The organism is Mesorhizobium sp. BH1-1-5 (genome assembly GCF_020165615.1).
GTDB lineage: Bacteria > Pseudomonadota > Alphaproteobacteria > Rhizobiales > Rhizobiaceae > Mesorhizobium.
In genome coordinates this window covers 281,829-307,107 of record NZ_JAIUIM010000001.1, presented here as the reverse complement: position 1 = coordinate 307,107, position 25,279 = coordinate 281,829, and the positions used below count along the sequence as shown (strand labels likewise).

The window sequence follows — 25,279 nt, the reverse complement described above, 5'->3', positions numbered from 1 at the left end:
ATTTCGATTGTCAATTGCACTGATTTCGATCTCTAATAAGTCATGACATTGTGGCAGCCAGATCCTGCTCTCATCCGCCGGCCAGCCTATCTCTCGCTGGCCGACCAGTTCGCGCGCGCCATCCATGATGGTCGGCTGGCCAACGGCACGCGACTGCCTACGCATCGCCGGCTGGCGGATGATCTGAAGCTTTCGGTGCAGACCGTCAGCCGCGCCTATGAGGAACTGATCCGCCGCGGGCTGATTTCCGGCGAGGTCGGCCGCGGCAGCTTCGTGCAGACGCAGCGCCGCGAGCCGGAGCCACCCTATATCCCGGAGCGGCTGGGCGAAGTCATCGACCTCTCGATCCTGAAGCCGGTCTGCGAGCCGATGCATCTGGAGAAATTGAAGCAGGCGCTGGGGTGGCTGGCCGAGAACCTGCCGTCGAGCTCGGCGCTGTCGTTCCGGCCGAACATGGTGTTCCCGCGCCACCGCGCGGTCGCGGTCGAATGGCTGAAGCTCTGCGGCCTCGAAGCGTCGCCGCAGAATGTCAGCCTGACCAATGGCGCCACCGCCGGCATGACGGTGGCGCTGATGAGCGTGGCGCCGCCCGGCTCGACGGTCGCCACGGAGGCGATCGGCCACCACACGCTGATCCCGCTTGCGCGCTATCTCGGCTTCAACCTCGAGGGCCTGCCGATCGACGGCAACGGGCTGATTCCCGAAGCGCTCGACGAGGCCTGCCGCCTATCGGACATCCGCGCCGTGTTCGTCCAGCCCTCGGTGATCAATCCGACGGCGACCTTGATGGACGCCACGCGTCGCGAGCAGATCGCCGCGGTTGCCCGCAAGCACGACATCGCCATCATCGAGAACGACGTGCTCGGCCCGCTGGTGGAAGGCCGGCCGGCCGCGGTTGCCGCCTTTGCGCCAGAGCGGACGCTCTACGTCACGTCCTTCACCAAGATCACCGTGCCCGGGCTGCGCATCGGTTATCTCGCGGTGCCGGACCGTTATGTGGCCGCCGTCGCCAACCGCCATCTCGTCTCGAACTGGATGGCGACACCGATGGTGGCGGAGATCGCCACGCGCTGGGTGAATGACGGCACGGCGATGGAACTGGTCAACTGGCAGCGCCAGGCGTTGAAGCGGCGCCAGGAGATTGCCGCCGAAATGCTTACGGGCGTCGACTACCGCGTCCATCGCGACGGGCTGCATCTGTGGCTCGAACTGCCGGGCGACCGCGCCGAGGAGAGCTTTGTCTCGCAGGCGCGGCTGCGCGGGGTGGCAATCGCGCCAGGCACCTCGTTCCGCATCGCCGACACGCCCTGGCGTCCGGCCGTGCGCATCTCGCTCGGATCGACGACCGAGGGGGAACTGCGCGCGGGCCTGAGCGTTGTCGCCAAGCTGCTGCTCGGCGACCCGGAGCATCTCCTGCTCGCCATCTGATGCACAAATGAAGCTCAGATTGCCCTGAAATTGTGCCGCTCCGGAAATATTGTCATGATATTATTTTCCCAATTGACATGATTTGGCGCGTTTCGCATCGTTAAGGGCATAGGCTTCTCCAGAACGGGGAAATGGATTGCCCACGCCCATCATCAAGGTTGATGCGATTTCGAAGAGCTTCGGCGCCTTCAAGGTGCTGGACGGCCTGTCGATGCAGGTGATGCCGGGCGAGAAGCTGGCGCTGATCGGCCCTTCCGGATCCGGCAAGACGACGATCCTGCGCATCCTGATGACGCTGGAAAAGATCGACGGCGGCCACATCCAGGTCGACGGCGAGCAGCTCTACCATATGGAGCGCAACGGCCAGCTGCTGGCGGCCGACGAGCGGCATCTGGCCAGGATGCGCCAGAAGATCGGCATGGTCTTCCAGCTCTTCAATCTGTTTCCGCACAAATGCGTCATGGACAACGTCACCCTGGCGCCGATGCTGACAAAGGGCGTCGCGCGCGCCGCCGCCGAGAAGCGGGCGATGGAATTGCTCGACATGGTCGGCCTCGCCGACAAGGCAAAAGCGATGCCGGCGCAGCTTTCCGGCGGGCAGAAGCAGCGCGTGGCGATCGCAAGGGCGCTGGCGCTGTCGCCCAAGATCATGCTGTTCGACGAGGTCACCTCGGCGCTCGATCCCGAGCTCGTCGAGGAAGTGCTCAACGTCATGCGCAAGCTCGCAGCCGAGACCGACATGACGATGCTTCTGGTCACCCACGAGATGGGTTTCGCCCACGACTTCGCCGACCGCGTGCTGTTCTTCGACCGCGGACGGATCGTCGAGGAAGGCAAGCCCGATGAGATTTTCCGTCATCCCAAACAGGAAGGAACGCAGAGCTTCCTGAAGAAGATCATCGCGGCCGGACATCGCGTCTGACCGCAATGCAAACGGGCGGCGCAAGCCGTCCCGAGGCGACGAGAGCCGCCGCGAAACCAAGCAAACCAAGAACAGAAACAAGGAGTTGGGAACAATGAAGAAACTTGGCATTCTGGCTGGCGTCGCCGGCCTCGCGCTGACCGCCGTGCTCGCCGCCACGAGCGCCGGCTCGGCCGATGATAGCAAGCTCGAGCAGTTGAAGGCTCAAGGGTTCGCCCGCCTCGCCATCGCCAACGAGCCGCCCTATACGGCGGTAGCCGCCGACGGCAAGGTTTCGGGCGCCGCGCCCGACGTGGCGCGCGAAATCTTCAAGAAGCTCGGCGTCGCCGATGTCGTGGCCTCGATCTCCGAATATGGCGCCATGATCCCCGGCCTGCAGGCGGGCCGCTTCGACGTCGTCACCGCAGGCCTGTTCATGAAGCCGGAGCGCTGCGCGGCGGTCGCCTATTCCGAGCCTGTGCTTTGCGATGCCGAGGCGCTCTTGGTGAAGAAGGGCAACCCGAAGGGCTTCAAGAGCTATGAGGACATCGCCAAGGACGCTTCCGCGACTGTCGGCGCGCCTGGCGGCGGCACCGAGGAGAAGCTGGCGCTGAATGCCGGCGTGCCGCGCGACCGCGTCATCGTCGTGCCGGACGGCCAGAGCGGCCTGAAGATGGTGCAGGACGGCCGCATCGACGCCTATTCGCTGCCGGTGCTCTCGATCAACGATCTGGTCAAGAAGGCCAACGACCCTAACCTCGACGTCATTGCCCCGGTGGTCGGCGCTCCTGTCTATTGCGACGGCGCCGCCTTCAAGAAGGGCGACGAGGCCCTGCGCGACGCCTATGACGTGGAGCTCGCCAAGATGAAGAAGTCCGGTGAGTTCGCCAAGATCATCGAGTCCTACGGCTTCTCGGCCGCGGCCGCGATGTCGACGACGCGCGAGAAGCTCTGCTCGGCGAAGTAAGGCGCGGCTTTCTTCCTTCTCCCCGTTCACGGGGAGAAGGTGGCTCCAAGAGCCGGATGAGGGGCGGCGCCAGCATTTCAAGGTTCGCGCTGCCCCTCGTCTGCCTACCCATCCTACGCTGCAGCCAAGCTGCAGCTACGAAGGGCGAACCGGCATCTTCTCCCCGTGCACGGGGAGAACGGACTTGTCGCGGCTGCCCCGCACGACCGCAAACGATAGGAAATTTTACACCCAAATGACCGGCTATCTCGGCCTGATATTGCAAGGGGCGCTTGTCACCATCGAGCTGACGCTGATGGGGTCGGTGCTTGCGCTGATCATGGCCTTCCTTGCCGGCATGGGGCGCGTATCGCGCTTCTTCATCCTGCGCGCGATCGCTACGGTCTACATCGAATTCTTCCGCGGCACCTCGATCTTCGTGCAGCTGTTCTGGGTCTATTTCGTGCTGCCTTTCGCCGGCCTGTCGCTGACGCCCTTGCAGGCCGGCGTGCTGGCGCTGGGCTTGAATGTCGGCGCGTACGCGGCGGAAGTCGTGCGCGGCGCCATCCTGTCGGTCGGCCGCGAGCAATACGAGGCCTGCACGGCGCTCAATCTCGGCCGCTGGCAAGGCATGCGCCACGTGATCCTGCCGCAGGCGCTGCTGGTCATGCTGCCGACCTTCGGCAACAACGCGATCGAGCTGCTCAAGGCGACCTCGGTCGTGTCGCTGATCTCACTCGCCGACCTGACCTTCCAGGCGCAGGTGGTGCGCTCGCAGACCGGCAGCACGCTGATGCCCTTCGTCTCGGTGCTGGTCATCTATTTCGCCCTTGCGCTGATCATCTCCTGGGGTGTTCGCACGCTGGAGCGCCGCATGGCGCGCGGCCTCGACGGAGTGCGCGTCTGATGGATTGGGCCAGATAATGGATTGGGATTGGAACTTCGTCTGGGAGATCATGCCGACCCTGATCCAGGGCGTGAAGATCACCATCCTGGCAACCATTCTGGGTTCCGTCCTGGCGGCGATCGTCGGTCTTGGGATCGCGCTGGCGCGGCGCTCGGAGAACCGGATCGTCGCGCGCGGCGTCGGCTGGTTCGCCGAGTTCATCCGTGGCACACCGCTCCTGGTGCAGCTCTATTTCATCTTCTACGTGCTGCCCGATATCGGCATCCTTTTGCCGCCGCTGGTGGCGGGCGTGATCGGGCTTGGCCTGCACTACGGCACCTACACGGCCGAGGTCTACCGCGCCGGCATCGACAATGTGCCGCGCGGCCAGTGGGAGGCGGCCAAGGCCTGCAATCTGAGCGGCCGCCACACCTGGACGCATATCATCCTGCCGCAGGCGATCCCGCCGATGATCCCGGCCTTGGCCAACTATTTCATCGCCATGTTCAAGGAGACGCCGCTGCTTTCGGCGATCACAGTGCTGGAGTTGATGAACCAGGCCAAGAGCGTCGCCAACACCTATTACCGCTACATCGAACCGATGACGCTGGTCGGCGCCTTCTTCCTCGTCATCAGCCTCTGCTCCGTCGTGCTCTTACGCTGGCTGGAGCACCGCTACGGCAGGATCGAAAGATGAAAGTCATGAAACCATTGCCCGACATCCGCCTCGAAACGGCGCGCCCCACGCTGGACCCGCGTCCGCTGCAAAAGTGCGTCGGGCTGATCGCCCTGGCCACCGATCACACGAGCGAGGTGGATTTCCGCCGTATGGTGGCAAGCGAGCGCATCGGCGTCTATGTCGCGCGCATTCCTTATGCCAATCCCACGACGCCGGAGAATTTGCGCAAGATGCAGCCGTCGCTCTCGGCGGGCGCGGCGCTGATCCTGCCGGACGAGCCGCTCGACGCGGTCTGCTACTCCTGCACCTCGGCCTCCGTGGTGATCGGCGATGCCGAGATCGAAGCTGCCATCCACGCGGCCAAGCCCGGCGTCCCGGTGGTCACGCCACCGATGGCCGGCATGCGCGGGCTCAACGCTTTTGGGGTGAAGCGCATCAGCATCCTGACCCCCTACACCGTCGAGACCAGCCGGCCGATGGCCGCCTATTTCGCGTCACACGGCTTCGACATCCAGAGCTTCTCTTGCCTCGGCTTCGAGGACGACCGCGAGATGGCGCGGATCACGCCGGCATCCCTCGTCGAGATGGCGCGCAAGGTCATGCATCCGCAGGCCGATGCGCTGTTCGTCTCTTGCACCGCGCTGCGCGGCGCGCTCGCGGTCCCAGGCATGGAAGAAGCGATCGGGCGTCCGGTCGTCACCAGCAACCAGGCCAGCGCCTGGAACTGCCTGCGGCTTTGCGGCGACGACACGCCGCGACCGGAGTTCGGCCGGCTATGGACCAAGCCGCTACCCCAGTGATCGAAATGCCCGTGATCGAATGACTGTTGAGCTTAAGCATATTCGCGCCGCGCGCGAACGCATTGCCGGTAAGGTCGAGCGGACACCTTGCGTTGTGTCGCAAAGCCTGTCGGACCGCGCGGGCCATCCTGTTCATCTCAAGCTGGAGCACCACCAGACCACCGGCGCGTTCAAGCTGCGCGGCGCTTCCAATGCGATCGCAGCATTGAGCGCGGAAGAAAAATCGCGCGGCGTTGTCGCCGCCTCGACCGGCAATCACGGCCGGGCACTCGCGCATGCGGCGAAGCTCGAAGGCATCCGCGCGGTGATCTGCATGTCGAGGCTGGTGCCGGAAAACAAGCTGGACGCCATCCGTCGCCTCGGAGCCGAAGTCCGCATCATCGGCAACAGCCAGGACGACGCCCAGCAGGAAGTCGACAGGCTGGTGGCGGAAGAGGGACTGATCATGCTGCCGCCCTTCGATCATCCCGACATCGTCGCCGGACAAGGCACGCTTGGCCTGGAGATCTTGAAGCAGGTTCCAGATGCCGCCGCGGTGCTGGTGCCGCTCTCCGGCGGCGGGCTGGCGGCGGGCGTCGCCGCGGCCGTCAAAGGGGTGGGTCGAGGCACCAAAGTCATCGGTATCTCGATGACGCGGGGCGCGGCGATGAAAGCCAGCCTCGACGCCGGCCGCCCGGTGCAGGTCGAGGAGCTGCTGACATTGGCGGACTCGCTCGGTGGCGGCATCGGCCTCGACAACCGGCTGACCTTCGCCATGTGCCGTAGCCTGCTCGACGATGTGGTCCTGCTTTCAGAGGACGAGATCGCCGCTGGCATCCGTCATGCCTACGAACAGGAGCGCGAGATCGTCGAAGGCGCGGGGGCCGTCGGCATCGGCGCGCTGCTCGCAGGGAAGATCAAGGCGAAAGGACCGGTGGTGGCCATCCTGTCGGGCCGCAACATCGACATGGCGCTGCATCGGAAGATCGTTTGTGGCGAGGTGTCCTCACGCACGGAGCGCGCCGCATGAGCCGCATGACGATCCTCACCGAAGCCGATCTGCGCAAGACCGTGGCGCTCGATCTCGACGCCGTCGCCTGCGTCGAGAACGCCTTCCGCGCCCTGGCCACGCTGCCGGTGGCGATGCCGCCGATTCTGCGGTTAGACATTCACGAGCATCGCGGCGAGGTCGACGTGAAGTCCGCCTATGTGCCCGGCATCGATGGCTTTGCCGTCAAGATAAGCTCCGGCTTCTTCGACAATCCGGCGCTGGGCCTGCCGAGCGGCGGTGGCATGATGGTGCTGCTTTCGGCCAAGACCGGCGTGGTCGAGGCGCTGCTGCTCGACAATGGCTATCTGACCGATATCCGCACCGCCGCCGCCGGCGCGGTCGCGGCCCAACATCTGTCGCGTGAGGACTCCAAGGTCGCGGCGATCTTCGGCGCCGGTTTGCAGGCCAGCCTGCAATTGGAGGCACTGCGCCTCGTGCGGCCGATCGAGGAAGCGCGCATCTGGGCGCGCGACGCCGCCAAGGCAGACGCGACCGCCGCGGGCCTGCGCGACAAGCTCGGCATCATGGTTCGGGCCGAACCGGATGCGGCAAATGCGGTGGCCGGCGCCGACATCATCGTCACCACGACGCCTTCGACAGAGCCGCTGATCAAGCCGGGCTTCGTCTCGGCCGGACAGCACATCACGGCCATGGGTTCGGACGCCGAGCACAAGAACGAGATCGCGCCGGCGATCCTGCGCATGGCCGATCTCTATGTCGCCGACAGCGCCAAGCAGACGCGGCGTCTGGGCGAGCTCCACCACGCCATCGAGGCGGCGGTCTTCGCCGCCGACGCCGAGGTCACCGAACTCGGCCAGATCATTGCCGGCGTGAAACCCGGTCGGCGCTCGGCAAGCGACATCACCATCGCCGACCTCACCGGCACAGGCGTGCAGGACACGGCGATCGCCACTTTGGCTCGCGACCGTGCGCGCGCGGCAAAGGCCGGAACCATTTTCGAAAGCTGATACCCGGCCGAGAGGCCCAACAAACGAGGACCAAGAACAATGCAACCAAATTTGAAATTCTCGCGCGGCGAATTTGCCGATCGCCTCGCCAAGACGCGCAAGGCCATGGAGGCGAAGGGCGTCGATCTTCTGATCGTCAGCGATCCTTCCAACATGGCCTGGCTGACGGGCTATGACGGCTGGTCCTTCTATGTGCATCAGGCGGTCGTCGTGCCGCCTTCGGGCGAGCCGGTCTGGTACGGCCGCGGCCAGGATGCCAACGGCGCCAAGCGCACCACCTATCTCGCGCATGACAACATCGTCGGCTACGCCGACCATTACGTGCAGTCGACCGAGCGGCATCCGATGGATTATCTCGCCGAAGTGCTGGCCGAGCGCGGCTGGGACAAGCTCACCATCGGCGTCGAGATGGACAATTACTGGTTCTCGGCTGCAGCGTTCGCGGCACTTCAGAAGCATCTGCCCAACGCCCGTTTCGCCGATGCGACCGCGCTGGTGAACTGGCAGCGCGCGGTGAAGAGCCCGACCGAGATCGACTACATGCGCAAGGCCGCGCGCATCGTCGAGGCCATGCACCAGCGCATCGTCGACAGAATAGAAGTCGGCATGCGCAAATGCGATCTGGTCGCCGAGATCTACGATGCCGGCACGCGCGGCGTCGCCGGCATCGGCGGCGACTATCCGGCGATCGTGCCGCTGCTGCCGTCGGGCGCGGATGCCTCGGCGCCGCATCTCACCTGGGACGACAAGCCTATGAAGGTGAACGAAGGCACGTTCTTCGAGATCGCCGGCTGCTACAACCGCTATCACTGCCCGTTGTCGCGCACGGTCTTCCTCGGCAAGCCGACGCAGGCTTTCCTCGACGCCGAGAAGGCGACGCTGGAAGGCATGGAAGCGGGGTTGGCCGCGGCCAAGCCCGGCAACACCTGCGAGGACATCGCCAACGCCTTCTTCGCCGTCCTGAAGAAGTACGGCATCGTCAAGGACAACCGCACCGGTTACCCGATCGGTATTTCCTATCCGCCGGACTGGGGCGAGCGCACCATGAGCCTGCGTCCCGGCGACCGCACCGAGCTCAAGCCCGGCATGACCTTCCATTTCATGACCGGCCTGTGGCTGGAGACGATGGGGCTGGAGATCACCGAGTCGATCCTGATCACCGACACCGGCGTCGAATGCCTGGCCAATGTGCCGCGCAAGCTCTTCGTGAAGGACTGAGGCCGATGTCCGCTTTGCGTCCGTCGCCGATCGCGCCGACCGTCGACTTCGAGCGCGACGGCGTCCAGCACGGCTTCCTGCGCCTGCCCTACAGCCGTGACGATTCCGCCTGGGGATCGGTGATGATCCCGGTCTGTGTCGTGCGCAACGGCAAGGGTTCGACGGCGCTGCTCACCGGTGGCAATCACGGCGACGAATACGAGGGGCCACTGGCGCTCTACGAGCTCGCGCGCACGCTTGATCCGAAAAACGTCTTGGGCACGGTCATCATCGTGCCGGCGATGAACTATCCGGCATTCCGCGCCGGCACGCGCACCTCGCCGATCGACAAGGGCAACATGAACCGCGCCTTCCCCGGACGGCCGGACGGCACGGTGACGGAAAAGATCGCCGACTATTTCCAGCGCGAACTGCTGCCGCGGGCGGACATCGTGTTCGACTTCCACTCAGGCGGCAAAACGTTGGATTTCGTGCCGTTCTGCGCGGCGCATACGCTGCCCGACAAGGCGCAGGAGAAAAAAGCCTTCGCCGCCGTCGAGGCTTTCTCGGCCCCGTTCTCCATGCGCATGGCCGAGATCGACGCGATCGGGATGTATGACACCGCCGCCGAGGAGATGGGCAAGGTCTTCGTCACCACCGAGCTCGGCGGCGGGGGAACCTCTCGGGCCGAGACGGTGCGGATCGCCCGGCGCGGCATCCTCAACGTGCTGCGCTATGCGGACATCGTCGATGGTGCGGTCGAGAAGGGTAGAACTCAGTGGCTGGACATGCCGTCGGGCGATTGCTTCGCCTTTGCCGAGGAGGACGGGATGATCGAGACGATGGTCGATCTCGGCGAGTCGGTAAAGGATGGCCAGGTGATTGCTCGCATCCATCCGGTCGGCCGTACCGGCCAGGCGCCGCAGGAGATCAAGGCCAGGATGTCGGGGCTGCTCGCCGCGCGTCATTTCCCGGGCTTGGTCAAGGCGGGAGATTGCGTCTCGGTGCTGGGCGTGGCCGTTCAGGGATAATCCCGGCGCGGCGGCGTCGGCATGGACGGAGCAGGCCGGCCCGGGGCAACCGGGCCGGCCGCGTGCTTAGAATGCCGGCTCGACCGAGCCGACATTGTCCTTGGTGACGACGGTCAGCGGGATCGGCAGCCGGTCCTTGACCTCCTTGCCGTCCATGATCTCGGCCATGGTGTTGATCGCCAGGCGGCCGTCCTCGACCGGCGACTGCACGATGGTCGAGTACATCTCGCCGCTCTTGATCGATTCGAAAGCGTCCTTCTGGCCGTTGATGCCGACGATCGGCGGCGTCGGCTTGGACGGATTGGCTTCCTTCCAGGCGTCGATGAAGCCACGCGCCATGGTGTCGTCATTGGCGTAGACGCCGGTGATCTGGTCGCCGAAGCGGGTGATCAGGTCGCGGCTGACAACGAGCGCCTTCTGCTGGTCGAAGTCGGCATTGACCGTGTCGAGCACCTTGATGTCGGCGTTGGTTTCCTTGAGGTGATCGGTGAAGCCGTTGACGCGGCCGATGGTGGTGCCGTTGCCGGCCTGGCCGGCGATGATGACCACCGAGCCCTTGCCGCCCAGCGCCTTGCTCAGCGAATCCGCCGCCAGCTTGCCCTCCTCATAGACGTCCGGTCCGGTGAAGGACTTGATGAACGTCTTGGCATCGTCGCTCATCGGCGAGTTGATGAGGATCGCCGGAATGTTCGCCTGCTGCGCGCGGGCAAGACCCGGAATGTAGGCCTGCGGGTCGAGCGGCCACAGGATGATGCCGTCGACCTTGCGCGCCACGCAGGTGTTGAGCTGCTCGGTGCCCTTCTGCACGTCGAAGTCCTGGCTGAGGCTGAGTATCTCGACGCCGAGTTCCTTGGCGCGGGCCTCGAGCGCCTTGTTGGCCGGCGTCGCATAGGCGTGCGAATCCGCCGCCGTGACGTAGCAGACTGTTTTGGCGCTCGCCCATCCGGTCGAGGCCAGAAGCGCCACGGCCGCGATCTTGAGCATGCCTTTCTTGCCAGTCATATGTTTCCTCCCGATCATAGGTTTCCTCCTTGAGTGATTGGTTTGTCGCGAACGAGCGCTGGGCGCGTGCCCGGAGCCCTCCCCTTGGCAGTAACGGCCCGATCGAGCACGACGAGCAGGATCAGGATCAGCCCGGACACGACCTGCTGGACGTATGCGGGTATGGACTGGAACTCCATCGCGATGGTCAGCGAGCCGATCGTCAGCACGCCGCCCAGCGTGCCGAGCGCGGATCCCCTGCCGCCTTCGAGGCGGGTTCCGCCGACGACGACGGCGGCGATGACGGCGACCGTCAGTTCCGAGCCGAAGACGGGCGAACCGGTGTTGGTGACGAGGCTCTGGAGGACGCCCGCGAGGCCGGCCAGCGTGCCGGCGAAGACGAAGCCCAGAAAGACGATGCGGTCCGAGGCGATGCCGCTTTCCTTGGCGGCGGCCGGATTGGAGCCGACGGCAAAGACGTTGCGACCCGGGATGGTGCGCGTCAGCCAGACATGCAAGAGCACGATCAGGACGATGAACAGCGCGCTGCGGATGGTGAATATCTCGAGATAGGTCTTGGCCAGCGCCAGCGACAGCATGATGTCGGTGCCGGTCACCGGCTGGCTGTTGGTAACCCAATGCGCGAGCGAGCGGAAGATCAGCATCGTGGCCAGCGTCAGCACCAGCGAGTTGACCTTCAGCCCGACGACCAGGGCGCCGTTGATCGCGCCGGCAACGGCGCCGACGAGGATGCCGACGATCGCCGCCGGCAGGATGCCGATCTCGCGCTGCAGGATGACCGAGACGATGCCGGCCAGCGCGAACACCGCGCCGCCGGAGAGATCGATCTGTCCGGCGATCAGAAGCACGGTCAGGCCGATGGCGATCAGGCCGATGGTGGCGGCCCGGTCGAGGCCGAGGCCGAGCGTGGACGGTGCCAGATAGCCCGGCACGACCAGCGCCGAGACGACAAGCGTCAGACCGAGGATGATGAGGACGCGATATTGCGAGGCCAAGACCAGGAAGCGCATCATGCCGCTCCCCGCTTGCGCAGCGCGGCGTCCATGCCGACTGCGCAGACGATGAGGATGCCCAGCACAAAGCCCTGGACCGGAGTGCGCACCCCTTGCAGCACCATGACATTGGTTAGGAGCTGCACGAAGACGAGCCCGGCGACGGCCCTCGGCACCGAGCCGAAGCCGCCTATGATCGAGACGCCGCCGACGACGACCGCGGTGATGGCGCTGAATTCGTAGCCGGAGCCGATCAGCGGCCGCGCGCTCTGCAGGGTCAGGCCGAGCAGGCCGCCGCTGACGCCGGACGCGAGCGCAGTGATCACGAAGGCGCCGGCCTTGACCGCCTTGACGGGCACGGCGCTGGCTTCGGCGGCGCTGTAATTGCCGCCGGTCGCCAGCGTCCAGCGCCCCCAGAAGGACCGCGAAAGCACGAAATGGCCGATGAGCGCGACGACCAGGAAGATCAGCACCACGACCGGGATGCCGAGCAGCCGCCCTTTGGCGAATTCGGCCGAGGCCGTGTTCGAGCCGTAGACGATGACGCCGCCGACCGCGGCCTGGACGATGCCGAGGCCGATGGTTCCGACGCCAAGCGTGGCGATGATCGGATTGATGCCGGCATAGCCGACGAGAACGCCGTTGAGCAGACCGATCAGCCCGGCCAGCGCGACCGCCAGGACGAAGGCGGGCACGGGGCCGACCAGCGGCTGCAGCCCCAGCGAAAGGATCGCGCCGCAAGCGATGGTGGCGGGCACCGACAGGTCCGCCAGGCCGCCGACCACCAGCACGAAGGTCATACCGACCACGACGATGCCGACGATCGACATCGAGGTCAGCACGTTGAGCAGATTGCCGGCGGTGAAGAAGGCCGGGCTGGCGAATGAGCCGTAGAGGATGACAGCTAGGATGGCCAGCACAAGGCCGGCCTTCGACAGCGCATCGACGAGCCTGCTGCCGCGCGTAAAACGGTCGTTGCGGTTCACGCCGCTGATCTCCATGGCTGCGTCCGTCACGCCGCTTCCTCGCCGGTCGCGAGCGCCATGATGCGCTCCTCGCTGAGCTCGGCACGCGTCAGCGGCATCGAGGCGCGACCGTCGCGCATCACCACGACGCGGTCGCATACGCCGAGGATTTCAGGCAGTTCCGACGAGATCATCACCACCGCCATGCCGTCGGCGACCAGCTGGCCGATGATGTGATGGATCTCCGCCTTGGCGCCGACATCGACGCCGCGCGTCGGCTCGTCGAGGATCAGCACGGCGGGCTTTGCCGCCAGCCATTTGGCGATGACCGCTTTCTGCTGATTGCCGCCCGACAGGAGATTGATGCGCCGCTCGCCATCCGGCGGCGAGATCGAGAACTGCTTGACGTAAAGGGCCGACAAGGAACGGTCGGCGCTGCCCCTGATGCGGCCGAAGCTGGTCAGGCGGCGCAGGATCGGCAGGCTGATGTTCTCGCGCACCGACATGCCAGGCACGATGCCGTCGCCCTTGCGGTCTTCCGGGACGTAGGCGATGCCGGCGCGCACCGCTTCGGACGGCGAGCTGATGACGACCTTGCGGCCGTCGACGCTGACGCTTCCCTCGACCAGACGCGACAGGCCGAAAATGGCGCGCGCGACTTCGCTGCGGCCGGCGCCGACGAGACCGGTCAACCCAAGGATCTCGCCGGCCCGCACGTCGAAGCTGACATCGCGGAAACTCGCGCCATCGCCTATGCGCTCGACGCGCAGCACCGATGCGCCGATCTCGGCGGGGCTCTTGGGAAAGACGTTGCTCACCTCGCGGCCGACCATCAGCCTGATCATCTCGGCCGCGGTGATCCCTTCGATCGGCCGCGTCTCGATCATCGCGCCGTCGCGCAGCACGGTGACCTCGTCGGCGATCTCCAGCACCTCTTTCAGCCTGTGGCTGATGTAGACGATGGCGATGCCTTCGCCGCGCATCTTGCGCAGGATGCGGAAGAGCGCCGCCGTCTCGTGTTCGCTGAGCGACGATGTCGGCTCGTCGAGCACGATGATGCGGGGCTGGGCCGCATAGGCCTTGGCGATCTCGACCAGCTGCTGCTGGCTGATCGAGAGATTGCCCAGCCGTTCGCGCGGATTGATCGCGGCGCCCAGTTCCTTGAGGATCGCCGCGGCCTTCCCGATCATCTCGCCCTTGCGCAGCCAGCTCCATCTGCCGGGCATGCGGCCGAGATAGACGTTCTCGGCGACGGTCAGGTCGGGGACAAGATTGATCTCCTGGTGGACCATGCGGATGCCGAGCGCCTGCGCGTCCGCCGGCTTGCGCATGCGCACCTCATTGCCGCCGACCCAGATGGTGCCGCTGGTCGGCGCGTATGAGCCGTTGAGCACTTTCATGAGGGTCGACTTGCCGGCGCCATTCTCGCCGACGACCGCGTGGACGGTCCCGAATTTCACGGCGAAATTGACGTTCGACAGCGCCTTCACGCCCGGAAACGTCTTGCTGATGCCTCGCATGTCCAGGGCACAATCCGCCACGGCAGTCATTTCTGGCTTGGTCCTCCCTGGCAAGACGGCCCGGCGCGGCCGGCGCGGGATCATCGGTCATGTCGAGCGCAGTGACCGGCTCCTCAAGCCGACCCCGAAGGCCTTCGCGAAACCACGCTTAGGCACCCTGAAACGCTCCCGCCGCGACGCCGATCATCGCGACGGCCGGCACTATTGCACTAATATAACAGTTCTGGCAAGCTGGTTTTCAGCGCGCTTTTGAGAGCGAGGCAATCAGCTTGACACATACGTGCATTCCGGTTGGCATTCTAATATAATTTATCAATTGCGTGGATGAGCGATGGGATTTTCCATGGATCTAGACCCTTCGACCCTCAATCGGGCCCTGCCGCTGCGCGATCAAATCTACAACAAGATCCGCAACCTGATCGTCGTCGGACAGCTGAAGCCGGGCGAGATCATCAACGAAGTGGCGATTGCCGAGGCGCTCGGCGTATCGCGCACGCCGGTGCGCGAGGCGGTCAAGCGCATCAGCGATGAAGGGCTGGTCAAGATCCTGGCGCAGAGCGGCACCTATGTGGCGCCGATCAGCCGCGCCGATCTCGAGGAAGCCTATGTCATCCGCCGGGCGCTGGAGATGGAGAGCGCCAGGCGCGCCGCGGCCAAGATGACGCCGCAGGCAGCCGAACTCCTGGAAGACAACATGGCCGCTCACAAGCTCGCCATCTCGCGTGGACGCTATGCCGTCGCGATCCAGCTCGACGACGTCTTCCACCGCAGCATAGCCGAGATCTGCGGCCTGCCGGCGATCTGGCGGGTGGTCGACATCTCCAAGGCGCAGATGGATCGCGGCCGCTACCTCGCGATCCCCAGGCCCGGCTATGGCGAGCAGACGATCGAGCAGCACGAGGCCATCCTCGACGCACTGAAGCGCCAGGACGCCGAGGGCGCCGCGCAGGCGATGGAGAGTCATCTGGAGACGTCCTTCCGCAACACGCTCGAAGTCGCCGCCGAGCTCCTCGGCTGAACGATCCGGCACGCCAAAACCAAGCGAGACCAGCTTATGAAGAGAATGGGGCTTTGCATCGGCCTGAAAGCCGAGGCGATCGAGGAATACAAGCGCGTCCATGCCGCGGTGTGGCCCGACGTGCTCGAGGTCATCAGCCGCGCCAACATAAGGAACTACTCCATCTTCCTGCGCGAGCCGGAGAACCTGCTGTTCGCCTATTGGGAATATCACGGCGACGATTTCGCAGCGGACGCCGCGCGGATGGGCGAAGCGCCGGCGATGCGCAAATGGTGGGAGCTATGCGACCCGATGCAGCAGCCCTTGACCACCCGCGCTTCAGGCGAGTGGTGGGCGGCGATGGAGGAAGTCTTCCACCTGGACTGAGCCGCTCGCGACGTCGATGGACGGGGCAAGGATTTGCGCGCGGGCGGCAACCCCAGCTCTGCCGGGCCCATGCGAACAGTGTCCACAACAGCGGTTCCAACGAAACGCGATCGAGCGCTGCTTGACCACTGTCATTCTATTATATTAGTATTCCCGTCTATCAAATCTCGTGGCCAACGCCAGCGAGAAATCTTCTTCAGAGTCTTGGGCCATGGCACGCTTCATCAAGCTTTCGCACGCGGACAACATCCTGCTCGCGGTCGATCCGCTGGCGACCGGCGAGAAGGCCGGCGACGTCGCGGCGCGGGCCAGAATCCCGCGCGGCCACAAGATGGCCATGTGCGACATCGCGGCGGACGAGCCGATCGTGAAGTACGGCCAGACCATCGGCTTCGCGCGCGAAACGATCGCGGCCGGGGACTGGGTGCACGAGCACAACGTCTACCTGCGCGATTTCGAGCGGGACTACGGCTATGGCGCGGACGCCAGGCAAACGGCGATGCTTCCCGACGACGAACGAGCGAGCTTCATGGGGTACCGCAGACCGAACGGCAAAGTCGGCACGCGCAACTACATCGCCACGCTGACTTCGGTGAACTGCTCGGCCAGCGTCGCGCGCTTCATCGCCGAGGAGGTCAATCGCTCCGGCATCTTGCGCGACTATCCCAATGTCGACGGCATCATCTCGCTCGTCCACGGCACCGGCTGCGGCATCGATACCAAGGGCCCGGCCTACGATCTCCTGAAGCGCACACAATGGGGGTTCGCCACCAATCCCAATGTCGGCGGCGTGCTGATGGTCGGGTTGGGCTGCGAAGCCTTCCAGATTCCGCGCTGGATGCAGTCCTACGACATCGAGGAGAGCACCACCTTCCGCACGATGACGATCCAGGAAACCGGCGGCACGCGCAAGACGGTCGATGCCGGGGTGAAGGCGATCGTCGAGATGCTGCCGATCGTCAACGCCGCGCGGCGCACGCCGCAACCGGCCTCCGAGCTGGTGCTGGCGCTGCAATGCGGCGGCTCGGACGGCTATTCCGGCATTAGCGCCAATCCGGCGCTCGGCGCGGCGGTGGACCTGCTCGTCGCGCAGGGCGGGACCGCCGTCCTTTCGGAGACGCCCGAGATCTACGGCGCGGAACATCTTCTGACCCGCCGCGCCGAAAGCCGGGCGGTCGGCGAAAAGCTGATCGAGCGCATCCGCTGGTGGGAGGACTACACCGCCCGGCACGACATGGAGATGAACAACAATCCCTCGCCCGGCAACAAGCTGGGAGGATTGACGACCATCCTGGAAAAATCGCTCGGCGCATCGGCCAAGGGCGGCACCACCAATTTGCGCGCGGTGCTGGAATATGCCGAGCCGATCAGCGAGCGCGGCCTCGTCTTCATGGACACGCCAGGCTACGACCCGGTTTCCGCGACCGGACAGGTCGCCGGCGGCGCCAACATTTTGTGCTTCACCACCGGGCGCGGCTCGGCCTTCGGCTGCAAGCCGACGCCTTCGATCAAGCTCGCCTCCAACTCGTTCATCTTCGAGCAGATGCGCGACGACATGGATATCAACTGCGGCGACATACTGGACGGCGTGACGCTGGCGCAGAAGGGCGAGGAAATCTTCGCGGAGATCCTGCGGGTGGCCTCCGGCGGGCGCACCAGGTCCGAGGCGCTGGGCTATGGCGACAACGAGTTCGTGCCGTGGAGCCTCGGCGCCACCATGTAGCGCCGCGATGACGGATCGGAAGCTCAAGCATTCCGGCGCAGTGCGGCCGATATCCGAAACATCCGCAACGAAATCACACTGGAGGAAACGCCCGCTATGAACAGGATCGATCTGGACGGTCAGCACGCGGTGGTGACCGGCGGCGCGCAAGGCCTCGGCTTCGCCATGGCCAAGCGCTTTGTCGCCTCGGGCGCCACGGTCACGCTTTGGGACCTCGACGAGGCGCGCCTCGACGCCGCCAGGCAAGAACTCGGCAAGGCCGCCACGACGCTGGTGGTCGACATCGCAGACTGGGACGCGGTCGACGCGGCCCGCGCCAGGACCGAGGAGATCGCCGACAAGATCTCCATCGTGGTGAACTCCGCCGGCATCGCCGGTCCGGCGGCGCCGCTCGACGTCTATGACGTCGACGTCTGGAAGAAGATCATCGACATCAACATCAACGGCACCTTCTACGTCAACCGCGCCGTCGTGCCCGGCATGAAGGAGCGCAATTACGGCCGCATCGTCAACATCGCTTCTGTCGCCGGCAAGGAAGGCAACCCGAATGCGGCCGCCTATTCGGCCTCGAAGGCAGCCGTCATCGGCCTGACGAAGTCGCTCGGCAAGGAACTGGCGCAATACGACATCGCCGTGAACTGCATCTCGCCGGCGACCGCCCAGACACGCATCCTCGACCAGCTGACGTCGGAGCATATCGAATATATGCGCTCGCGCATTCCGCGCGGCCGACTGCTCGAAGTTGACGAAGCCGCCGCCATGGTCGCGTGGTTGGTCTCGAAGGAGAACAGCTTCACCACCGCCTCGACATTCGACCTGTCGGGCGGACGCACCACCTACTGAGCAATTCCAAGAAAAATTGCGCTACTGCACCACGCGCTTCTCAAGCTTGCGGGCAAGGGTGCGCCGGTGCAGGCCGAGCCGGCGCGCGGTTTCGGAGATGTTGAAGCCGGTCTCGACCAGCGTTTCGTGGATGCGCTCCCATTCGAGGTTCTTGATCGAGGTGGGGCGGCTGGTGAGCGGCACCGAAACGTCGCCCTCGGCGCGGCCGAAGGCTGCTTCGATGTCGTCGGTGTTGGCGGGCTTGGCCAGATAATGGCACGCGCCGAGCTTGATCGCCTCGACCGCCGTGGCGATGCTGGCAAATCCGGTCAGGACCACGATCCGCATCGACGGATTGCGGGCGCTGAGCAGTTTGACGCATTCGAGACCCGATCCGGCTCCGAGCTTCAGATCGACGACGGCGTAAGCCGGAACGGCCTTTTCCAGCGCGACAAGCAGCGCGTCGCGGTCGTGGGAGACCACGACGTCGTAGTCGCGCTTCTCGAAGGAACGTTTGAGCGTCCGCGCGAAAGTCGCGTCGTCCTCGACGACAAACAAGGATCGATCAGATGTCACGATCGCCTCCATCGGTCAGCGCCGCCAGCGGCAGCGAAAGGGTAACGCGGGCGCCCTCGGCCAGGTTGTGCGCCGAAACGTTGCCACCGAGCTTGCGCACCACATTGAACACCAGGAAGAGGCCCAGGCCGCCGCCTGGCCGCCCCTTGCTCGACATATAGGGCTGGCCGAGTGCGGCCAGAATATCCTTGTCGAAACCCGGTCCGCGATCCTCGACGGAGAGCACCAGCTTCTCATCCTGCCGCTCGGCAGTGATGCCGACCCAATCGTGCGATGCTTCCTGCGCATTGTCGAGCACATTGAAGATCACTTGTTTCAGCGCGGTGTCGGACACGATCTGCTCGTCCGGCTCGAAACCGTTGCCGTAGTCGAGCTTGAAAGGCTGGCGGCTGACGCGCCACTCCTGGACGAGATCGTCGAGGAATTGGCGGATCGTGGTGCGGATGGTGCCCTCGCCTCGCGCCTGGCCGGATGACATCAGGATGCCGGTGACGATGCTTTTGCAGCGCTCGACCTGCGCCTGCATCTCGGCCACGTCCTCGGAAAGCTCGCGGTTGCGTTTGATGCCGCGCATCTGACGCCAGTCGGACAGGATGACCGAAATGGTCGAGAGCGGCGTGCCCAGTTCATGCGCGGCACCCGAGGCCAGCAGGCCCATGCGCACGATGTGGTCTTCCTCGGCCGAGCGCTGGCGCAGGTCGGCGAGATAGGCGTCGCGCTCGCGCAGGTTGCGGTTGATGCGCGTCATGAAGATCACGATCAGGCCGGCGGCCAACACGAAGCAGATGAACATGCCGCGCAGATGCAGCGCCAGGAGATCGCTGCCGCCGTGATACGGTAGCGCGATCGGCTGAAAGACGAAGATGAGGAAGACGAAGCAGGCCGAGGCAGCCGCCACCAGGATCCAGGTCGACCATGGCGCCAGCAGCGCGGCGCCAAGCGTGATCTGCAGCAGATAGAGCGACACGAACGGGTTGGAGGCGCCGCCGCTCAGGTAGAGCTGCGTCGTCAGCGCCGCCATGTCGAAGATCAGCGCGACGAAGAGCTGCGCGTTGGAGATGCGGCGATTGCCGCGAAGCGCCAGCAGGCTGAAGATGTTGAGCCCGACGAGGAAAAGCACGACGCCGGCCATCTCGGCCAGCGGCAACGGAATGGCGAACCAGTATTGCGTCACCAGGATGGTCAGCACCTGCCCCGCTACAGCCAGCCAGCGCAGCTGGATGAGGAGCAGCAGGTTCTTCCTGTTCGTCACATCGGAATTGGAGGCGGCGCCTCCCTGGCCGGCGGGCGGAACCGTCAGGATCGGCTTGTCGTGGTGAAACCGCGCGATCGAGATGTTCATCTTGCCGCGTCCCGCTTCCGACGTCCGGCGAGGATCGGCCTGGCGAGGGCGATCGCCAACATCGCCGCCAGGGCAAACCAGGTCAAAGCATAGACCAGATGGCTGTTGCGGAAGGTGACGACGGTGAGCCCGCCGCGCGGCCAGCTGTCCGCGCCGGACGCCCCGGCATCGATGAAATAAGGTGCGACATCGGTCAGGCCGCGCGCCCTGGCGATTGCCGCGACGTCGCGCGAATACCAGCGATTGGCCGCCGGATCGTTGCTGCGCAGGAACCCGCCGCCGGGCTCGCTGATGCGCAGCAATCCGTCGACCACCGTAGGTGATGTCAGGCCGCCGCTCTGTTGTTGAAATTCCGCCTTGCGTTCCTGCGGAACAAAGCCGCGGTTGACGAGGACCGTGAAACCGCGGTCGTCGCGCATCGGCGTCAGCACCCAATAGCCGCCGCCAAGCTCGGTCACTGCCTGCACCAGCGTGTTGGCGCCACCCTGAAAGCGCCCGCTCAACTGCACATGGCGATATTCGTAGTCGGGCGCTTTGAACCCGCTCCAGCTCTGGGGGCCAGGCGCAGCGACGACGGGAGCATGGATGCGCTGGTCGACGCGGACGATCAGGTCGAGCTTCCAGACCCGTCTTTCCAATTGCCAAATGCCGAGCCCGAGAAACACCAGGACGCCGAGAAGCCCAGCCAAAGCGAGCAAGAAGCGCGAGGCGGAGCCCTTCGAGGGCGCGGCGTCAGTGCCGATAGCTGCCCGGCCGATCATGTCTTTCGCCTCGACTTTGGCCCTCCCCACGCCCGACGCATCCGCGCCCAAAACAGGCTCATGGCATCTCCCGCATCTCGTGGAGCCCGGGCATCATGTTGGCGTTGAGGTGGTACATCACCCAGAGTGAGCCGCTCAGCACGATGACGACGAGGATCACCGTGAAGATGAGAGCCAGCATCGACCATCCGCCTTCCGAGGCGGGGTTCATGTGGAGGAAGAAAACCATATGCACCACGATCTGCACCACCGCGAAGGCCATGATGATGATGGCCGTCGCCTGCTTGTTGTCGATGGCGCCGGTCATGACCATCCAGAACGGGATGGCGGTCAGGATGACCGACAGGACGAAGCCGATCAGGTAACCCTTCAGCGACCCGTGCGCGGCGCCGCCATGCGTGTGGTCGTGACCGGCATGATCATGAGCGCTCATCTGAGCATCCCCATCAGATAGACGAAGGTGAAGACGCCGATCCAGACGACGTCGAGGAAGTGCCAGAACATCGAGAGGCACATCAGCCGGCGGCGGTTGGCCTCGATAAGGCCGTGCCTCGCGACCTGCACCATCAGCGTCAGCATCCAGACGATGCCGAAGGTGACGTGCAGGCCGTGCGTGCCGACCAGCGTGAAGAAGGACGACAGGAAGGCGCTGCGCTGCGGCGTCGCGCCCTCATGGATCATATGCGCGAATTCGTAGAGCTCGATGGAGAGGAACGCCAGGCCGAACAGCATGGTCACGGCGAGCCAGGCTTGCGTCGCGCCGACGCGGCCCTTGTCCATGGTCAGCATGGCGAAGCCATAGGTGATCGAGGAGAGCAGCAGCATTGTGGTGTTGACCGCCACCAGGCCGAGATCGAACAGGTCCTTCGGCGCCGGACCCGCCGCGTAATTGCCGCCGAGCACGCCATAGGCAGCAAACAGCATGGCGAAGATCAGGCAGTCGCTCATCAGATAGAGCCAGAAGCCGAGCATGGTGCTGCCGCCTTCGGCATGCGCATGCTCTTCTTCCAGATGGAAGACCGGTTCGGTGCCGGCCGTGATCGCCGTCGATGCCATGCTCAAGCCCTAGCCCCCTGAGCGGTGAGGAGCACCGTCCTCGCCTCTTCCGTTTGCTCGACCTCGGCAGCCGGGATGTCGAAGTCGCGGTGGTAGTTGAAGGTGTGGCCGATCGCGGTGGCGATGAGGCAGACGAAGCTCAGCGCCGCCAGCCACCACATGTACCAGATCAGGCCGAAGCCGAGCGCGACGCTGAAGGCGGCCAGGATGACGCCGGTGCCGGTGTTTTCAGGCATGTGGATCGGCTTGAAGCCGGAGAGCGGCCGCCGATAGCCGGCCTTCTTCATGTCCCACCAGGCGTCGTTGTCGCGGATGATGGGCGTGAAGGCGAAGTTGTAGGCCGGCGGCGGCGAGGAGGTCGACCATTCGAGCGTGCGCCCGTCCCAGGGATCGCCGGTGACATCGACCAGTTCCGCGCGCTTGCGGATGGAGACGAAGATCTGGACCAGGAAGGCGGCGATGCCGCAGGCGATCAGCACCGCGCCGAAAGCGGCGATGACGAACCAGATCTGCAGCGAGGGATCGTCGAAGACGCGCATGCGGCGCGTCACGCCCATCAGGCCGAGAATGTAGAGCGGCATGAAGGCGAACCAGAAGCCGAGCACCCAGCACCAGAACGAGACCTTGCCCCAGAACGGATCGAGCTTGAAGCCGAAGGCCTTTGGCCACCAGTAGGCGATGCCGGCGAACAGGCCGAACAGCACGCCGCCGATGATGACGTTATGGAAATGGGCGATCAGGAACAGGCTGTTGTGCAGCACGAAATCGGCCGGCGGCACGGCAAGCAGCACGCCGGTCATGCCGCCGACGGTGAAGGTGAGCATGAAGGCCACCGTCCACATCATCGGCAGCTCGAAGCGGATGCGACCGCGATACATGGTGAAAAGCCAGTTGAATATCTTCGCACCCGTCGGGATCGAGATGATCATCGTGGTGATGCCGAAGAAGGAATTGACGCTGGCGCCGGAGCCCATGGTGAAGAAGTGGTGCAGCCAGACGAGATAGGACAGGATGGTGATGACCACCGTGGCGTAGACCATCGAGGTGTAGCCGAACAGGCGCTTGCCGGAGAAGGTCGAGGTGACCTCGGAGAAGACGCCGAACAGTGGCAGGATGAGAATGTAGACCTCCGGGTGACCCCATATCCAGATGAGGTTCACATACATCATCGGGTTGCCGCCGAAGTCGTTGGTGAAGAAGTTGGTGCCGACATAGCGGTCGAGCGCCAGAAGCGTCAGCACCGCCGTCAGCACCGGGAAGGACGCCACGATCAGCACGTTGGTGCAAAGCGAGGTCCAGGTGAAGACGGGCATGCGCATCATGGTCATGCCGGGCGCGCGCATCTTGATGATGGTGCAGATCAGGTTGATGCCGGACAAGGTCGTGCCGACGCCGGCAACCTGCAGCGCCCATATGTAATAATCGACGCCGACGTCGGGACTGTAGTTGATGCCCGAGAGCGGCGGATAAGCCAGCCAGCCGGTGCGGGCGAATTCGCCGACGAACAGCGAGGCCATGACCAGTATGGCGCCGCCGACCGTCATCCAGAAGCTGAAATTGTTGAGGAATGGAAAGGAAACGTCGCGTGCGCCGATCTGCAGCGGCACGACGAAGTTCATCAGCCCGGTGACGAAAGGCATCGCCACGAAGAAGATCATGATCACGCCATGGGCGGTGAAGATCTGGTCGTAGTGATGGGAGTTGAGATAACCCTCGGAACCGTTGAAGGCGATGGCCTGCTGCAGGCGCATCATGATGGCGTCGGAGAAGCCGCGCAGCAGCATGACGAGACCGAGCGCCATGTACATGATGCCGATCTTCTTGTGGTCGACGCTGGTGAACCACTCGCGCCACAGATAACCCCAAAGCTTGAAGTAAGTGATGGCGCCGAGCACCGCGAGACCGCCGAGCGCCACCACGATGAAGGTGACGACGACGATCGGCTCGTGCAGCGGCAGCGACTCCAGAGTGAGGCGGCCGAAGATGAATTTGGTCAGCGTCTCAGGCATCCGCCATTCCTCACAATTCGAAGCGCAGCAGACCGAGCGACGGCGTCTTGGCGTCGGCGCGACGGCTGCCTGCGCCTGGACTGAGCAACCCCGCCCCGCGCAGCGGGGAAAGATCGCGGACCGGCCAGTATTTCTGATCGGCATTGCGGGCCGCGCGCGAGGCGGCGGCCGCCTCTTCCGCCGTGCAGATGCTGGCGACGTAGGACGGGTCGTTGCCGAACACCGCGCCGCGCCGGGCAAGCTTGTCATATTGCAGCGGCAAGGTGTTGCGCACGCCGGCCAGCCCCAGGCCGCCCTTGGCGTCGATCGACATCATCTCGTTCATGCACATCTTGCCGCGCTCGACGCACAAATTGAGGATGGCGCCGAAGAGGTCCGGATCGACGGAGGCATAGTGGCGGACCGGCTCGTTCTCGCTCGGACGTTCGAGTTCGAGATAGCTGTCTCGGTTGAGCGGGGCCTGCGCGCTCTTGGTCTGCGTCACCCATTCACCGAACGCCTGGTCCGAGAGGCCATGGAACGCAAAGCGCATGCCGGAGAAGCCGGCGCCGCTGTAGTTGGCCGAGAAGCCGGTATAGGTGCCCGGACGGTTGATGACGGCGTGCAGCTTCGTCTCCATGCCGGGCATGGCGTAGATCTGCCCGGCAAGGGCCGGAATATAGAAGGAATTCATCACCGTGGACGAGGTGATGCGGAAGTCGATCGGCTGGTTGACCGGCGCCGCCAGCTCGTTGACGGAGGCGATGCCGTAATCCGGGTAGATGAAGAGCCATTTCCAGTCGAGCGCAACGACGTCGATCCTGAGCGGCTTGTGGGCCTGCGTGACAGGCTGTCCCGGCTCGATCCGGTCGATGCGCCGGTAGGGATCGAGAAGATGGGTGCCGAGCCAGGTGAGCGCGCCAAGGCATATGATGACGAGCAGGGGAGCGGCCCAAATCACCAGCTCCAGCTTGGTCGAGTGGTCCCAGTCGGGCGTATAGGTCGCCGTGGTGCTGGATTGCCGGTAGCGCCAGGCGAACAGCACGGTCAGCGCCATGACCGGCACGATGATGAGCAGCATCAGCAGTGTCGAGACGACGAGCAGGTCGCGCTGCTGCGCCGCCACATCGCCCGCGGGCGCCAGCACGACCAGATCGCAGCCGCTGAGCAGCAAGGCCAGCGGAAAAAGAAGCAAGGCTCCGGATCGTTTCATCAAACGCTGCCCTCGATGGCCCTGCAGCAGTCACTGCAGGTTGCGGTGCGATATGATCAACGGCTACCG

General features: G+C 64.7%; 25 protein-coding genes. 14 read left to right on the top strand and 11 right to left on the bottom strand.

Going from position 1 to position 25,279, the window contains the following annotated elements:
- The first annotated feature begins 42 nt into the window (after positions 1-42).
- The 10 genes from LB572_RS01590 to doeB all read left to right on the top strand — a co-directional run bounded on the left by LB572_RS01590 (position 43) and on the right by doeB (position 9,866).
- Positions 43-1,428: a PLP-dependent aminotransferase family protein gene (locus tag LB572_RS01590; protein WP_224666431.1), complete on the top strand. Its 1,386-nt coding sequence runs from the start codon at positions 43-45 to the stop codon at positions 1,426-1,428.
- Between the two features lie 136 nt (positions 1,429-1,564).
- On the top strand, positions 1,565-2,350 hold the full coding sequence (gene ehuA, locus LB572_RS01585) for an ectoine/hydroxyectoine ABC transporter ATP-binding protein EhuA (protein WP_263497744.1): 786 nt from the start codon (positions 1,565-1,567) through the stop codon (positions 2,348-2,350).
- A 94-nt stretch (positions 2,351-2,444) separates the two neighbouring features.
- Positions 2,445-3,296: an ectoine/hydroxyectoine ABC transporter substrate-binding protein EhuB gene (ehuB, locus tag LB572_RS01580; protein WP_224666430.1), complete on the top strand. Its 852-nt coding sequence runs from the start codon at positions 2,445-2,447 to the stop codon at positions 3,294-3,296.
- A gap of 235 nt (positions 3,297-3,531) precedes the next feature.
- Positions 3,532-4,182, top strand: coding sequence for an ectoine/hydroxyectoine ABC transporter permease subunit EhuC (gene ehuC, locus LB572_RS01575; RefSeq protein ID WP_140804221.1), 651 nt, complete (start codon positions 3,532-3,534; stop codon positions 4,180-4,182).
- 16 nt (positions 4,183-4,198) lie between these two features.
- Entirely contained in the window at positions 4,199-4,858 is a 660-nt protein-coding gene (gene ehuD, locus LB572_RS01570) for an ectoine/hydroxyectoine ABC transporter permease subunit EhuD (protein ID WP_140804219.1), read from the top strand.
- Positions 4,859-4,863: 5 nt separating this feature from the next.
- Positions 4,864-5,640, top strand: coding sequence for an ectoine utilization protein EutA (gene eutA / locus LB572_RS01565; RefSeq protein WP_224666585.1), 777 nt, complete (start codon positions 4,864-4,866; stop codon positions 5,638-5,640).
- Positions 5,641-5,659: 19 nt separating this feature from the next.
- A complete protein-coding gene (gene eutB / locus LB572_RS01560) occupies positions 5,660-6,649 on the top strand; it encodes a hydroxyectoine utilization dehydratase EutB (RefSeq protein WP_224666429.1) in 990 nt (329 codons plus the stop codon).
- Positions 6,646-7,638 carry a cyclodeaminase gene (locus tag LB572_RS01555; RefSeq protein WP_224666428.1) on the top strand — a complete coding sequence of 331 codons (993 nt, stop codon included), beginning with the start codon at positions 6,646-6,648 and terminating at the stop codon, positions 7,636-7,638. Before eutB ends, LB572_RS01555 begins: the two co-directional genes overlap by 4 nt.
- A 39-nt stretch (positions 7,639-7,677) precedes the next feature.
- Positions 7,678-8,856: an ectoine hydrolase DoeA gene (doeA, locus tag LB572_RS01550; protein WP_224666427.1), complete on the top strand. Its 1,179-nt coding sequence runs from the start codon at positions 7,678-7,680 to the stop codon at positions 8,854-8,856.
- Positions 8,857-8,861: 5 nt separating this feature from the next.
- On the top strand, positions 8,862-9,866 hold the full coding sequence (gene doeB / locus LB572_RS01545; RefSeq protein WP_224666426.1) for a N(2)-acetyl-L-2,4-diaminobutanoate deacetylase DoeB: 1,005 nt from the start codon (positions 8,862-8,864) through the stop codon (positions 9,864-9,866).
- A 66-nt stretch (positions 9,867-9,932) separates the two neighbouring features.
- Here doeB and LB572_RS01540 read toward each other — a convergent pair whose 3' ends face one another.
- Genes LB572_RS01540 through LB572_RS01525 form a run of 4 tightly spaced genes read right to left on the bottom strand, consistent with a single transcriptional unit; the run spans position 9,933 to position 14,345 of the window.
- Entirely contained in the window at positions 9,933-10,868 is a 936-nt protein-coding gene (locus tag LB572_RS01540; RefSeq protein WP_224666425.1) for a sugar ABC transporter substrate-binding protein, read from the bottom strand.
- 14 nt (positions 10,869-10,882) lie between these two features.
- The gene (locus tag LB572_RS01535; protein ID WP_224666424.1) at positions 10,883-11,881 is read right to left on the bottom strand and encodes an ABC transporter permease; all 999 of its coding nucleotides are present in this window, start codon (positions 11,879-11,881) and stop codon (positions 10,883-10,885) included.
- The gene (locus LB572_RS01530; protein ID WP_224666423.1) at positions 11,878-12,876 is read right to left on the bottom strand and encodes an ABC transporter permease; all 999 of its coding nucleotides are present in this window, start codon (positions 12,874-12,876) and stop codon (positions 11,878-11,880) included. Before LB572_RS01530 ends, LB572_RS01535 begins: the two co-directional genes overlap by 4 nt.
- Positions 12,873-14,345, bottom strand: a complete 1,473-nt coding sequence (locus LB572_RS01525) for a sugar ABC transporter ATP-binding protein (RefSeq protein WP_224666422.1) — start codon at positions 14,343-14,345, stop codon at positions 12,873-12,875. The genes LB572_RS01530 and LB572_RS01525 overlap by 4 nt, the downstream gene beginning before the upstream one ends.
- Positions 14,346-14,688: 343 nt before the next feature.
- On the opposite strand from LB572_RS01525, the gene LB572_RS01520 reads away from it, so the two are divergent.
- The 4 genes from LB572_RS01520 (at position 14,689) to LB572_RS01505 (ending at position 18,295) form a co-directional block, all read left to right on the top strand.
- Positions 14,689-15,363, top strand: a complete 675-nt coding sequence (locus tag LB572_RS01520) for a GntR family transcriptional regulator (RefSeq protein ID WP_224666421.1) — start codon at positions 14,689-14,691, stop codon at positions 15,361-15,363.
- Positions 15,364-15,399: 36 nt separating this feature from the next.
- Positions 15,400-15,729 carry an L-rhamnose mutarotase gene (locus tag LB572_RS01515; RefSeq protein ID WP_224666420.1) on the top strand — a complete coding sequence of 110 codons (330 nt, stop codon included), beginning with the start codon at positions 15,400-15,402 and terminating at the stop codon, positions 15,727-15,729.
- Between the two features lie 211 nt (positions 15,730-15,940).
- Positions 15,941-17,452, top strand: a complete 1,512-nt coding sequence (locus tag LB572_RS01510) for a UxaA family hydrolase (RefSeq protein WP_224666419.1) — start codon at positions 15,941-15,943, stop codon at positions 17,450-17,452.
- A 96-nt stretch (positions 17,453-17,548) separates the two neighbouring features.
- A complete protein-coding gene (locus tag LB572_RS01505) occupies positions 17,549-18,295 on the top strand; it encodes an SDR family NAD(P)-dependent oxidoreductase (RefSeq protein ID WP_224666418.1) in 747 nt (248 codons plus the stop codon).
- A gap of 21 nt (positions 18,296-18,316) precedes the next feature.
- Here the strand turns inward: LB572_RS01505 and LB572_RS01500 are convergent, their stop codons facing one another.
- Genes LB572_RS01500 through cyoA form a run of 7 tightly spaced genes read right to left on the bottom strand, consistent with a single transcriptional unit; the run spans position 18,317 to position 25,210 of the window.
- On the bottom strand, positions 18,317-18,850 hold the full coding sequence (locus LB572_RS01500; RefSeq protein ID WP_181179412.1) for a response regulator transcription factor: 534 nt from the start codon (positions 18,848-18,850) through the stop codon (positions 18,317-18,319).
- Positions 18,840-20,192 carry an ATP-binding protein gene (locus LB572_RS01495; RefSeq protein WP_224666417.1) on the bottom strand — a complete coding sequence of 451 codons (1,353 nt, stop codon included), beginning with the start codon at positions 20,190-20,192 and terminating at the stop codon, positions 18,840-18,842. The genes LB572_RS01500 and LB572_RS01495 overlap by 11 nt, the downstream gene beginning before the upstream one ends.
- A complete protein-coding gene (locus LB572_RS01490) occupies positions 20,189-20,953 on the bottom strand; it encodes an SURF1 family protein (RefSeq protein ID WP_318013973.1) in 765 nt (254 codons plus the stop codon). The genes LB572_RS01495 and LB572_RS01490 overlap by 4 nt, the downstream gene beginning before the upstream one ends.
- Positions 20,954-21,011: 58 nt before the next feature.
- Positions 21,012-21,386, bottom strand: coding sequence for a cytochrome o ubiquinol oxidase subunit IV (gene cyoD / locus LB572_RS01485; RefSeq protein ID WP_140804194.1), 375 nt, complete (start codon positions 21,384-21,386; stop codon positions 21,012-21,014).
- Positions 21,383-22,009, bottom strand: a complete 627-nt coding sequence (gene cyoC, locus LB572_RS01480) for a cytochrome o ubiquinol oxidase subunit III (protein ID WP_140804267.1) — start codon at positions 22,007-22,009, stop codon at positions 21,383-21,385. The genes cyoD and cyoC overlap by 4 nt, the downstream gene beginning before the upstream one ends.
- Before the next feature lie 2 nt (positions 22,010-22,011).
- Positions 22,012-24,018, bottom strand: coding sequence for a cytochrome o ubiquinol oxidase subunit I (gene cyoB / locus LB572_RS01475; protein ID WP_224666416.1), 2,007 nt, complete (start codon positions 24,016-24,018; stop codon positions 22,012-22,014).
- 10 nt (positions 24,019-24,028) lie between these two features.
- Positions 24,029-25,210 carry a ubiquinol oxidase subunit II gene (gene cyoA / locus LB572_RS01470; protein WP_224666415.1) on the bottom strand — a complete coding sequence of 394 codons (1,182 nt, stop codon included), beginning with the start codon at positions 25,208-25,210 and terminating at the stop codon, positions 24,029-24,031.
- Positions 25,211-25,279: the final 69 nt, after the last annotated feature.

Coding starts and splice junctions, on each gene's coding strand:
- LB572_RS01590 (WP_224666431.1), top strand. CDS start 43: ATGACATTGTGGCAGCCAGATCCTGCTCTCATCCGCCGGCCAGCCTAT.
- ehuB (WP_224666430.1), top strand. CDS start 2,445: ATGAAGAAACTTGGCATTCTGGCTGGCGTCGCCGGCCTCGCGCTGACC.
- ehuC (WP_140804221.1), top strand. CDS start 3,532: ATGACCGGCTATCTCGGCCTGATATTGCAAGGGGCGCTTGTCACCATC.
- ehuD (WP_140804219.1), top strand. CDS start 4,199: ATGGATTGGGATTGGAACTTCGTCTGGGAGATCATGCCGACCCTGATC.
- eutA (WP_224666585.1), top strand. CDS start 4,864: ATGAAACCATTGCCCGACATCCGCCTCGAAACGGCGCGCCCCACGCTG.
- eutB (WP_224666429.1), top strand. CDS start 5,660: ATGACTGTTGAGCTTAAGCATATTCGCGCCGCGCGCGAACGCATTGCC.
- LB572_RS01555 (WP_224666428.1), top strand. CDS start 6,646: ATGAGCCGCATGACGATCCTCACCGAAGCCGATCTGCGCAAGACCGTG.
- doeA (WP_224666427.1), top strand. CDS start 7,678: ATGCAACCAAATTTGAAATTCTCGCGCGGCGAATTTGCCGATCGCCTC.
- doeB (WP_224666426.1), top strand. CDS start 8,862: ATGTCCGCTTTGCGTCCGTCGCCGATCGCGCCGACCGTCGACTTCGAG.
- LB572_RS01540 (WP_224666425.1), bottom strand. CDS start 10,868: ATGACTGGCAAGAAAGGCATGCTCAAGATCGCGGCCGTGGCGCTTCTG.
- LB572_RS01535 (WP_224666424.1), bottom strand. CDS start 11,881: ATGATGCGCTTCCTGGTCTTGGCCTCGCAATATCGCGTCCTCATCATC.
- LB572_RS01525 (WP_224666422.1), bottom strand. CDS start 14,345: ATGCGAGGCATCAGCAAGACGTTTCCGGGCGTGAAGGCGCTGTCGAAC.
- LB572_RS01520 (WP_224666421.1), top strand. CDS start 14,689: ATGGATCTAGACCCTTCGACCCTCAATCGGGCCCTGCCGCTGCGCGAT.
- LB572_RS01515 (WP_224666420.1), top strand. CDS start 15,400: ATGAAGAGAATGGGGCTTTGCATCGGCCTGAAAGCCGAGGCGATCGAG.
- LB572_RS01510 (WP_224666419.1), top strand. CDS start 15,941: ATGGCACGCTTCATCAAGCTTTCGCACGCGGACAACATCCTGCTCGCG.
- LB572_RS01505 (WP_224666418.1), top strand. CDS start 17,549: ATGAACAGGATCGATCTGGACGGTCAGCACGCGGTGGTGACCGGCGGC.
- LB572_RS01495 (WP_224666417.1), bottom strand. CDS start 20,192: ATGAACATCTCGATCGCGCGGTTTCACCACGACAAGCCGATCCTGACG.
- LB572_RS01490 (WP_318013973.1), bottom strand. CDS start 20,953: ATGATCGGCCGGGCAGCTATCGGCACTGACGCCGCGCCCTCGAAGGGC.
- cyoD (WP_140804194.1), bottom strand. CDS start 21,386: ATGAGCGCTCATGATCATGCCGGTCACGACCACACGCATGGCGGCGCC.
- cyoC (WP_140804267.1), bottom strand. CDS start 22,009: ATGGCATCGACGGCGATCACGGCCGGCACCGAACCGGTCTTCCATCTG.
- cyoB (WP_224666416.1), bottom strand. CDS start 24,018: ATGCCTGAGACGCTGACCAAATTCATCTTCGGCCGCCTCACTCTGGAG.
- cyoA (WP_224666415.1), bottom strand. CDS start 25,210: ATGAAACGATCCGGAGCCTTGCTTCTTTTTCCGCTGGCCTTGCTGCTC.